The organism is Candidatus Binataceae bacterium (genome assembly GCA_035500095.1).
Lineage (GTDB): Bacteria > Desulfobacterota > Binatia > Binatales > Binataceae > JAKAVN01.
Map to the genome: position 1 here is coordinate 17,562 of DATJXN010000123.1, position 10,300 is coordinate 27,861.

Below are 10,300 nucleotides of genomic sequence, written 5' to 3' on the forward strand. Positions count from 1 at the left end.
TCGCGCAGAAGCGGGAGGGCGCGCTGATGGCGGGGGGGGAGGCTCTCAAAGCGCAACTGATGCGTCGCAAGCCGGTCGCGGTCCTGATGGCGGACGCCGGCTCGCATCGCGGCGGATTGCGCCGCGCGCTCGGCGCGCTCGATCTTACGGCGCTCGGCATCGGCGCGATCATTGGCGCCGGCATCTTCGTGATGACCGGGGTCGGCGCGCGTCAGGCCGGACCGGGTTTGATCATTTCATTCGTGATGGCCGGCGTCGCGTGCGCGATGGCGGCGCTTTGCTATGCGGAGTTCGCGGCGATGATTCCGGTAGCAGGGTCCGCCTATTCCTATTCGTACGCCACGATGGGCGAGCTCGTCGGATGGATCATCGGATGGGATCTGGTGCTGGAGTACGCGGTCGCCGCCGGCGCCGTGGCGGTCGGATGGTCGGGGTACTTTCGCGTGATTCTCGAGGGCGTCGGGATCCATCTGCCGCATGCGATCAGCTTTGCGCCGGGGACGGAGCCCGGCGCGATCGTCAATCTGCCCGCGGCGCTGATCGTTGTCCTGGTTTCGGCAATCCTCTACGTCGGCATCCGGGAGAGCGCGCGGATCAACTCGGCGATCGTCGCGATCAAGCTCGGCGCGGTAGCGGTGGTGATCCTGGTCGGGATGTTTTTCGTGCGGCCAGGCAACTGGAGCCCCTTTGCGCCGTTCGGACTAAGCGGAATTTCCAAGGGCGCGGCCTATATCTTTTTCGCTTACATCGGGTTCGACGCGGTCTCGACCGCGGCCGAAGAAGCGGTCGATCCAGCGCGCGACCTGCCCCGAGGCATCCTGTGGTCGCTCTTCATCTGCACGGCGCTCTATATCGCGGTGGCGGCGGTGCTGACCGGCATGGTGCCGTTCGCGCAGATCGACAAGAATGCGCCGCTGGCTTCCGCCTTCGTGACGCGCGGGCTCAATTTCGTCGGTGGCGTTGTTTCGGTGGGCGCGGTGGCGGGATTGACCTCGGTGCTGCTGGTGCTGCTGCTCGGCCAGTCGCGAATCTTTTTTGCCATCTCGCGCGACGGTTTGCTGCCGCCCGCTTTCAGCCGGGTGCATCCGCGCTTCCAGACGCCCTATATCCCGACCGTGCTGACCGGCGCGGCGGTGGGTCTCACGGCGGCGTTGCTGCCGATCCAGGACATCGCCGAGCTGACCAATATCGGCACGCTGTTCGCGTTCGTGCTGGTGTGCATGGGCGTATGGATTCTGCGTCATATCGATCCGGACCAGCATCGGCCCTTCCGCACGCCGCTGGTGCCGCTGGTGCCGATCGTGGGCGCGCTGTCGTGCCTGTACCTGATGGCGAGTCTGCCGGTGGTGACCTGGATCAGGTTTTTCGTCTGGATGGCGATCGGGCTCGCGATCTATTTCGGCTACAGCCGCTTCCATAGCCACGTCGAAGCTATGGCCGCGGCCAATGCCGCCGCGGACTGAGCCGGGCCGGCGAAAATAAAAGAGGGCCGGGGAGCTTTCGCCTCCCGACCCTCTTTTTGTTCCGTGACGCGTGCTACTTGTTGATGCCGGCCACCGATTCGAACTTGAGATCCATCATCGCGACGCCCGCGGCTACGTTGAGGCCGGTGTTGCCCTCGATGCTGAGCGGCTGCAGCGAGATCGATCCGTCCATCCCGCCGACCAGCACGTTGCCGCCGACGCCGAGTCCGACCGTCGCGCTCGCCGTCGCTCCGCCGTAGTGGCCGGAGAGCAGACCGGGGTTCTGCGTGATCTTCACGCCCGGCGAGAGCACCGTCCAGAGGATAACGCCGGACTGCAGATAGCCGATGTCAGCGCCAAACTTGGTGATCGAACCGCCGTAGTTCTCGATCTTTTTGCCCTTTTCCGCCGGCGTGTACGTGCACTGCAGTTTACGTGAGGACCCGAAGATGAATCCCCATCCGGAAGCCACGTGACAACTCAGATAGCCGATCTTGGTAACGTTTTTGGTTGGCGCGCCCTGCGCGAAGGCATTTGGCGACGCCGACAGCGTCACGAACAAGGACGCTGCGAGTATGAGTGATACGACTGACACTTTGCGCATGAGTTCCTCCCTCTTTCACGGACGAGTGGTCGGCTGACGTTGGAAAATGCGGGAAGGGTCTTTTTTACCACAGATGAGGGAACAAGCGAAGGTTACGGGTCGGCATTGGACGACTTCATGCCGCGGCCGAAGGCGGCGACTTCGGAATGCCATTCCTCGCCAAAAGCCAGGATAAGCACCTGCTGATTGATATGGTCGTCTTTGGTCAGACTACGCCATGACCCGCCGCCTGCGCGCGCCATCGCCTGATACGCCGCCTGCGTCTCCAGGTAGAACTCCGGCAGCGACGACGCGGTGACCGGCACCGGCCCGCTGTAACTCTTCCACTGCCCAACGAAACGCTCGTGTTCCTCGACGGTCAGATCGACGGTGTTGAAAGTGCCGTTTTCCGCGTGGAATTGGCGGATGGTCTGAAGGACTGGATCGAAGTCTTCCTTGAACGGCGGCGTGTCACCGACCAGCACGATCACTTTCTTGGCGTACGAGCGCCATCCCATATTGTCGACCGCCATGCGCACGGCGCCGAGCGTGTCTTCCTGCCATTCGCCGCCGTTGCGCGCCTGGATGCTGCCGAGAAACTGGATCAGCGCGCCGGTCGAGGTCGTGAGCGGCTGCATCTGCATCTGCTCTCCGCGTCCGCCGAAAACGATGACTCCCATCCGCGCGGTCGGCACGAGGCGATGAATCGCCAACATCAACTGACGCATCTTGCTCTTGACGTCGTCGATCACCAGGCGCATCGAACCCGTGCCGTCGATGACGACCACGACGTCGAGGCCGGTGCGGCGGAGTCCGCTGATGAAGCCGCCGAAGCCCTTGCCGATACCCTGGCCGTAGCCCGAGCCCATCCCGCCGCCGCGTCCGATTCCGATTCCGCTGCTGGTCGAACGCACGTAATTGTTCGCGCTGACCACGGCCTCGCGCGCGTAGGCGTCAACCTGCTTGGGCTGCTCAAGCGGCAGCGCCTGCAACTCCGGCATCTGCATCTCGGGCATGTTGGTGTCTTCGCCGGGTTTGGTCTGCCCACCGCCTCCGCCTGCCTGCAGGCTTATCGGGATGAAGTTCTGGGCAGCTTGCATGTGTACGGCGAAGAGCAGGAACAGCAGCACGACGACGTGCAGCCCGATTGAAAGCGGAAAGGGTCCGAGCAGGAAGCGCAGTCCCTGGCGCAGGGCGTGCTTGAATCCGGGCTTTTCCTTTTCCGGGTCCTCTTCGTCCAGATGCGCGCGGGTCGCGATCCAGAACAGGACCATCGCCACGACGACTACTGAGACCCCAAGCAGGCCAATTTCTTCGGCGACGGTCACGCGATGTCCTTTGCAACTGCGGTCACCGCCCCGCTCCCCCGAGAGTCGGCGCCAGTGCTCGAGTTATGCGCCACAGGGCGCTGTTTAATATTGTGCTCCCGCTGACCGCGCAACTGAAGGTCAGGGTCCTTCGGAGGATGGTTCCGGCGGCACCACTGGTCCGCTGGGTACGCCCGGCTCGCCCGTCGCTGCGGCGCCGCCACCGCCGCCTTGCATCCGGGCGACAGCCAGCGCTATCTGCTGAGCGCCGGCGCTCTTGGCGATGTCGAGTATGTGCACCATGTCGGCCAGGATCACCGAGGGATCGCCCTGGAACACCACCAGCTTGTCTGGATCTTTGGCGATCGCATCCTTGAGCGCCGCCGGCAGATTCTTTTCCGTGACCTCGCCCTGGTTGACGAAGATGCGATGGTCGGCGGTGTACATCACGGCGACGCCCCGGGGCTTGTCGCTGGTCGCCTGGGATTGAACCTTGGGCAGGTCGACGTGGGCGGCGGACTCGATCGTAATCGCGGTTGCGACCATGAAAATGATCAGCAGGACCAGGAAGATATCCGTCAGCGGCGTGATGTTGATATCGGCGAAGACGCCGCCGTTCTGATTGGAGCTAATCGCCATGAAGTGATTCAGCCTCGCATTGCGTCCACGCCGGCCGCGTCATCCCCCGAGCGGCGCCCCGCCCGCCGCGTTAGCGCCGGTCTGCAGGCGCAGGTTTTGTCCTGGGGTGACGCGCTTGGCCGCGATCGCGATCTGGTCGGCCCCGGCAAGCTTGGCGATTTGCAGGATCCGGATCATGTCGCCGAGCAGCACTTTTTCGTCGCCCTGGAAAATCACGATCTTGGAATCGACCCGGGCCAGTGCGTCGCTCAGCGCGGATTCGAGGTCGCGCTCGGTCACGTCCTTGGAGTTGACGAACAGCTCGTGCTGGGCGGTGTAAGTTACAATTACACCCTTGTTTTCGGGCGCGGTGTTCTCGGCCAGCGGCAGGTCCACATGGGAGGCGGCCTCGATGGTGACCGAGGTGGTGACCATGAAGATGATGAGCAGGACCAGAAAGATGTCGGTGAGCGGCGTGATGTTTATCTGCCAGAACATCTCGCCGCTGCTTTTGGGTCCGCTAACCGCCAACGGCTTGCCTCCCCTGCAGCGCGGCGTCGATCAGGCGGGCGGCGTTGATGTGGATGGCGGCGTTGATGTTATCGATCTTGACCGAGAAGTAGTTGTAGAAAATGACCGCGATGATCGCGACCGCCAAACCGAGCGCGGTCGAGATCAGCGCCTCCGAAATGCCGGCCGCGACGACCGAAAAGCCGCCGGTGCCCATCACTGCCATCGATTGGAATGCGACCAGGATGCCGACGACGGTGCCGAACAGCCCGATAAACGGGGCCGAGGCGCCCGAGGTCGCGAGCACCCAGACGTAGCGCTTGAGTTCGACCAGTTCGGCGAAGCGCCGCTCTTCGTCGAGTTCCTCCAGCCGCGCCCGGTCGAGATCCTTGGCACCCGAAATGAGCGTATGGAAGACGCGGTCGGCCGCGGTGTGGCCGGTCTCGGTGCGCTGCAGAGCCTCGTTGAATTTGCCCTGGCGCAGCGGGCCAACCAGCGCGTCCGCCGTCTTGGTGGCGCGGCTGCCGATTCCGCGCAGCGCCCACAGGCGCTCGAAAATGACCGCCAGGCAGACGATGGAGATGAGGATCAGCGGGTACGTGGCATAGTAGCCCTGCTGGATCATCTGAATAATGCCGAACTGGTTCTGCATCGCTTAAAACCTTCCGCAGCCGAAAATTTTGGGCGGACCAGCGTGACCGCTGCGCATCCCCCGCTGCGCCGCGGCTAATCGTACCCGATCCAACCATAATTACCCATCCGGGCAGGCGCACGCAAACCTCGACGCGGTTACGAGAGCTTCGCGCGGGCCCCGGAGTTTCGGCCGGTCGCATTTTTGCGCGACCCCCGATACCTGCCGCGAGTCAACTCCGGGGCGGCGTATGCGGTTCCCGGCCCTTGCGGCAGGGCGGCGCTACGGGATAAATCTGCCGAAGGCGGGAGAACTCCGCCCCGGACTCCCCGCACAATCTCGGATTACCGACAAAGAGAGGATTGAGACGAAATGGCATTACTCGATGGGAAAGTCGCGATCGTTACGGGCGCCGGACGCGGTATCGGCCGCGAAGAGGCTCTGCTGCTGGCCAAACAGGGAGCCAAGGTCGTGGTCAACGATCTCGGCGGCCACTTCGACGGCACCGGGCAATCGCGCTCTCCAGCCGAAGAGGTAATCAAGGAGATCCGCGGCTTCGGCGGCGAAGCGGTCGCCAACTTCGAGAGCGTCAGCGACTTCAAATCCTCCAAGCGGATCGTGGAGTGCGCGCTGGACAATTTCGGCAAGCTCAACATCGTCGTCAACAACGCCGGCATCCTGCGCGACCGCATGATCTTCAACATGAGCGAGGAAGACTTCGACGCCGTCGTCAACGTCCATCTCAAGGGCACTTTCAACATGGCGCGCCACGCCGCCGCCTACTGGCGCGAGCAGCACAAGAACGGCAACCTGCTGAACGGCCGCCTGATCAACACCAGCTCGGATTCGGGCCTGCTCGGCAACGCCGGTCAGGGCAACTACGGCACCGCCAAGGCCGCGGTGGCCGCGTTCGCGATCATCGTGGACCGCGAGATGTCGCGCTACGGATGCACCGCCAACGCAATCGCGCCCGTCGCGCGCACCCGCCTGACCATCGACGCCACGCCGCAGACCGCCGCCACCATGCCCGCGGTCAAGCAAGGTCAGTTCGACCTCTTCAGCCCGGCCCACGTCGCGCCACTCGTCGCATGGCTTGGAAGCGACGACGCCAAGGACGTCCACGGCGAAGTGTTTCGCGTCGGGATGGGACGCGTATGGTTGATGCGCGGATGGCATTCGGTGGCGCAGGTCGCGGCCGCGCCCGGAACCTTTTTCGAGCCGGCGGCGCTCGGCGCGCGGCTTAAGGAAGAACTCGCCAAAGGCCCGACCAAGAAGGAAAGCATGGCCGAGGTCATGTCCGCGGGACGCTAGAAGCACTTCCGCGGAACGCTAGAAAATCGATGGCTCACGGCAAACCGGATGCGCACGCGGGCGCGGCCTCACGCAAGGCGCGCTCGCGCCGCGTGCTCTTCATCTGCGCGGCCAACACCGCCCGCAGCATCATCGCCGAGCATCTGTTGCGGCGCGAATTGCACACGCGTGGCGCGGCCGAGGTGATTGAAATACGCTCGGCCGGGATCGCCCCCTACGCCCGCGACGGCGCGCTGGTGTCGCTCGACACCCGGATGACGCTCAAATCGGTCGGAATCGATATTGGCGAAGAAGCGACCTCGACCGACTTGAAGCGTCATCCGGAGATGCTCGACGAGGCGGACCTGGTGCTTGCGATGACCGTGGCGCAGGAGCGCGACCTGCGCGAGCGCTTTCCCGCTTCCGCCGCGCGCGCGGTTTTCACTCTGCGCGCGTTCGCCGGCGAGGCGGGCGATATCGAGGATCCGTTCGAGCAGGGTCACGAGGTCTTCGATCTCTGCCGCGACGAAATCGGCCGGCTGGTCCTGCGGGTCGCCGATCGCCTGCTCGGCGGTGAGTGAGCCGCGCCGTGCGGGAAATCTTAAAGGGATCGAATTGACCGAATTCAGCAACCCGCCCGACGCCGCGATCCGCGAGATCCTGGCGCATCCGGCGACCGTCGCGGTGCTCGGATGCTCGCACAATCCGGCGCGCGACAGCTTGCGGATCGCGATGCTGCTCAAGCGCAAAGGCTTTCGCGTGATCCCGGTCAATCCGAAGCTTGCGCCCGACGCGCTCATGACAGCGCTCGGCGAACGATGCTATCCGGACCTGGGCTCGATTCCCGGCACGGTCGAGATGGTCGACGTCTTCAGGCGCTCGGAGCACGTGGCGGAAATCGCCGCGGCGGCGATCGCCAAGGGCGCGCGCGTGCTCTGGTGCCAGCTGGGCGTGGTCGACGTCGAGGCGGCGGCGCTGGCGCAGGCGGCCGGGATGACGGTTGTGATGGACCGGTGCCCGGCGATCGAATATGGACGGCTCTTCTAGGCGGCGCGCGCGGCGCCGGCGCGGTTAGCGATGGCGCGGACCAGGGCCCGCCGTTGGGAGACGGTCAAGAGCGAGCGCGTTTATGCGACGCCGATCTTCGACCTCCATCGCCATGAGCGATCCCATCCGCATCGCGGCGAGCACGAGTTCTTCGTGCTTGAGGCGCCGGCCTGGATCAACATCATCCCGATCACGCCGGCCAATGAAGTCGTGATGGTGCGGCAGTTCCGCCACGGGGTCGGCGAATTCACGCTGGAGATCCCGGGCGGGATGGTCGATCCCGAGGATCCGAGCCCGCTTGCGGCCGCGCGGCGCGAGATGCGCGAAGAGTGCGGCTACGACTCCGAGGACGTGATCGCGCTGGGACGCGTGCATCCCAATCCCGCGATCCAGCCCAACTATTGCTACTCGTTCGTGGCCCGCAATGTGCGCCGCGTCGCACGGCCGCGCCTGGGCGGCGCCGAAGAGACCGAGGTCGTGATCGTGCCGCTTGGCGACGTCAAACGGCTGATCGCAACCGAGGAGATCACGCATGCGCTGGTGATCGCGGCGTTTTCGTTCTTTCACCTCTATAATCCGCCGCGCCCCAGCCGTGGAAAATCGGGGCGCGGAAAATCCAAATAGGACCGCCCGTTCCTCAATTTGCGGTCGGATTATGCGAGCTTTGATGCGCCCGCCGCGCGCACGATAACGGCTTCATCAGCACGCCCCACCCTTGCGGGGAAGCTGCGCGCCGCGCGCGTATTCAGACGCCGCCAGCCAAGGCGGCGTCGTCCGCACGAATCAACGCAGGGAAGGGCGAAGTCTCTGCGGCCGCGCTGTTATTACTGCGGAGAATCGTCCGCGTTCGAGTCCGATGGTTCAGTCGCAGGCTCTGCCGCCGGTTCCGCCGCGGGCTCGGCCTCCGATTCCGCCGCGGGTTCGGTCGCGGCCTCCTCGTGCGCGGCTTTCGGACTGACGCCGCGAGGCAGGTAGATGACCTGTCCGACAATCAATTGATTGATGTTGCCGAGCTGCGGATTGGCGGCGATGAAGGCGTTGATCCCGGAGGTCGATCCGAGATAGCGAACGGCAATTCTTTCCAGTGTGTCACCCGCTCTGACGGTAATCTGATTTCGTCGCTCCGCAGGCGCTGGTGCTACCGCCGGCGCCGCGCTAACCGCGGCCGCGGCTGGAGCAGGGCTCAGAAACGACGATGACGGAGCGGTCACCGCGCTGGGAGGACGCGCAGTTCCCGAATCTGCAACCGCGTGAGCGGCGGGAAGCCTCTCCAGCAGGTCGGGCCGAACTCCGGCCGGCGCAGGCACGGGCCGGACGATATGGTCAGGTTTGCCGCTTGCGTCAGGATGCTGCTCAACGGCCGAGTTTCCGGCGGTTTTGACCGGCTCAGCCGGTTTGGGCTGCTCAGCCGGCTTCGCCTGCTGAGCTGATTGAGCCTGCTCAACCGGCTTGGAGGGCTCGACCGGTTTGGCGAGCGGCGCTGAGTTTGCCTGTTCGGCAGGCTCGGCCGTCCTGGCCTGTTTGACCTGCTTGATCGGCTGAGCCGGCTGTCCTTTGTGGCCGCCGCCGAATAGATTGCGCACGCGGGCCGAGAAGGGGTTTGGGTAAACGAAAGTCACCAGCAACAGCGCGGCAAACGCGAGCCCGGCCGCGGGAAGCATGAAGGGATTTCTTCGCCGCCTGACCCTGACTGCATCCTGGTATTCGTCCGCAACCTTGCGCGCGATCTTGTAAGAGACCTTTCTCTCGCCGGCGTTGTACGCGGCCTCCATCGCGGTATGGCAGAGCATGTTGATCTTGCGCGGGATGCCGTCGCTGCGCCGGAGCAGACGCTTTAAGGCGCCGCGTTCGAAGAGCTGCGCGCAGTTGCTCCCCTGCGCGCTCAGCTTGCACTCAACGTATTTGACCGCCTGTGCCGGCGTGAGCGGAGTCAGAGCGCCGCGCGAGGAAATCCGCTGATTGAGCTGGCGCAGTTCCGGCCTCTTCATCCGCTCGGCGAGTTCCGGATGGCCCACCAGGACGAGTTGCAGGGTCCGGTCGGCGCGATTAGAGAGCAACCGTAGCTCCTCCAGCACGTCGTCGCTCAGCAGTTGCGCTTCATCGACGACGATCGCGATCCGCTCCTCTTTGCCGCGCATCTTGACCAGCTTTTGCAGCGCGTCGAGGTAGTCGAGCTTGGTCGTTCCCGTGGAGTACAGATTCATCTGGCTCATCACGACCCGCATGATTTCCAGGAACGAGAGCTTGGGGTCCTCGATGAGCGCGACTCGGACGCGCTTGAAGTCGCGCTGGAGCAGGGAATAGATGAGCGTGGTTTTTCCCGTTCCGGCTTCACCCGTGAGCATGGTCAAGCCGGTAAGCTCGCCCGACAGACCCGACTCCAGCGTCGCCAGTCCCGCGATATGGGTCGGGCTGAAGTAAACCGCTCCGTCAGGCGATGCGGGTTGAAAGGGCGGACTCTTCAAGCGGAAGTACTGAAAGTACTCCATATAGTTGGTCAATTTATATCCTAGGTCCAACTAGAGAAAGAGCAAAGGTGCGTATTAGCGGACATATGAGTTACGAGGAGGCGGCCATTACTCTTCAAAGACCGTAATTGCCAGCTAATTATTATCAAATAGTATTTTCTAAGATAAATAATCTTTTCTTTTATCTCAAATAGGTTATAACCTCTTTTGAGACAACTGGACCAGCGAATTCATTTCTCTTTACCACGGACCGGCTCGTGCGCTCGCTGATCTCGCCGCTCGCCTCATGCGCAATGATCGATGCCTCTTCGATCCCGCGGAAATCCCAATAAGACCTCGTTTTCCACCGCGCACCGGCTGCTCTCCGTTCTTATTAGCGGACA

At 63.7% G+C, this 10,300-nt stretch carries 11 protein-coding genes; 5 read left to right on the forward strand and 6 right to left on the reverse strand.

Annotated features, from left to right (window positions below; genetic code table 11):
- Positions 1-26: 26 nt before the first annotated feature.
- Complete coding sequence (locus VMI09_12995; GenBank protein ID HTQ25604.1) at positions 27-1,463, forward strand: amino acid permease; 1,437 nt, start codon at positions 27-29, stop codon at positions 1,461-1,463.
- Between the two features lie 73 nt (positions 1,464-1,536).
- Here VMI09_12995 and VMI09_13000 read toward each other — a convergent pair whose 3' ends face one another.
- From VMI09_13000 to VMI09_13020, 5 genes are all read right to left on the reverse strand, one after another.
- Complete coding sequence (locus tag VMI09_13000) at positions 1,537-2,058, reverse strand: DUF992 domain-containing protein (GenBank protein ID HTQ25605.1); 522 nt, start codon at positions 2,056-2,058, stop codon at positions 1,537-1,539.
- A gap of 101 nt (positions 2,059-2,159) precedes the next feature.
- A complete protein-coding gene (locus VMI09_13005) occupies positions 2,160-3,374 on the reverse strand; it encodes a vWA domain-containing protein (protein ID HTQ25606.1) in 1,215 nt (404 codons plus the stop codon).
- A 120-nt stretch (positions 3,375-3,494) separates the two neighbouring features.
- On the reverse strand, positions 3,495-3,992 hold the full coding sequence (locus VMI09_13010) for a biopolymer transporter ExbD (GenBank protein HTQ25607.1): 498 nt from the start codon (positions 3,990-3,992) through the stop codon (positions 3,495-3,497).
- Positions 3,993-4,031: 39 nt separating this feature from the next.
- The gene (locus VMI09_13015) at positions 4,032-4,502 is read right to left on the reverse strand and encodes a biopolymer transporter ExbD (GenBank protein HTQ25608.1); all 471 of its coding nucleotides are present in this window, start codon (positions 4,500-4,502) and stop codon (positions 4,032-4,034) included.
- Positions 4,492-5,133, reverse strand: a complete 642-nt coding sequence (locus VMI09_13020) for a MotA/TolQ/ExbB proton channel family protein (protein ID HTQ25609.1) — start codon at positions 5,131-5,133, stop codon at positions 4,492-4,494. The genes VMI09_13015 and VMI09_13020 overlap by 11 nt, the downstream gene beginning before the upstream one ends.
- Before the next feature lie 351 nt (positions 5,134-5,484).
- Between VMI09_13020 and VMI09_13025 the strand changes: the two genes are divergently transcribed.
- From VMI09_13025 to VMI09_13040, 4 genes are read left to right on the forward strand one after another with little or no spacing between them, the layout of a single operon-like run.
- Positions 5,485-6,423: an SDR family NAD(P)-dependent oxidoreductase gene (locus VMI09_13025; protein ID HTQ25610.1), complete on the forward strand. Its 939-nt coding sequence runs from the start codon at positions 5,485-5,487 to the stop codon at positions 6,421-6,423.
- A 29-nt stretch (positions 6,424-6,452) separates the two neighbouring features.
- Positions 6,453-6,983: a hypothetical protein gene (locus VMI09_13030; GenBank protein HTQ25611.1), complete on the forward strand. Its 531-nt coding sequence runs from the start codon at positions 6,453-6,455 to the stop codon at positions 6,981-6,983.
- A gap of 34 nt (positions 6,984-7,017) precedes the next feature.
- Positions 7,018-7,449: a CoA-binding protein gene (locus VMI09_13035; protein ID HTQ25612.1), complete on the forward strand. Its 432-nt coding sequence runs from the start codon at positions 7,018-7,020 to the stop codon at positions 7,447-7,449.
- Positions 7,450-7,479: 30 nt separating this feature from the next.
- On the forward strand, positions 7,480-8,073 hold the full coding sequence (locus VMI09_13040) for an NUDIX hydrolase (protein ID HTQ25613.1): 594 nt from the start codon (positions 7,480-7,482) through the stop codon (positions 8,071-8,073).
- Between the two features lie 200 nt (positions 8,074-8,273).
- Here VMI09_13040 and VMI09_13045 read toward each other — a convergent pair whose 3' ends face one another.
- Positions 8,274-9,950: an AAA family ATPase gene (locus tag VMI09_13045; GenBank protein HTQ25614.1), complete on the reverse strand. Its 1,677-nt coding sequence runs from the start codon at positions 9,948-9,950 to the stop codon at positions 8,274-8,276.
- Positions 9,951-10,300: the final 350 nt, after the last annotated feature.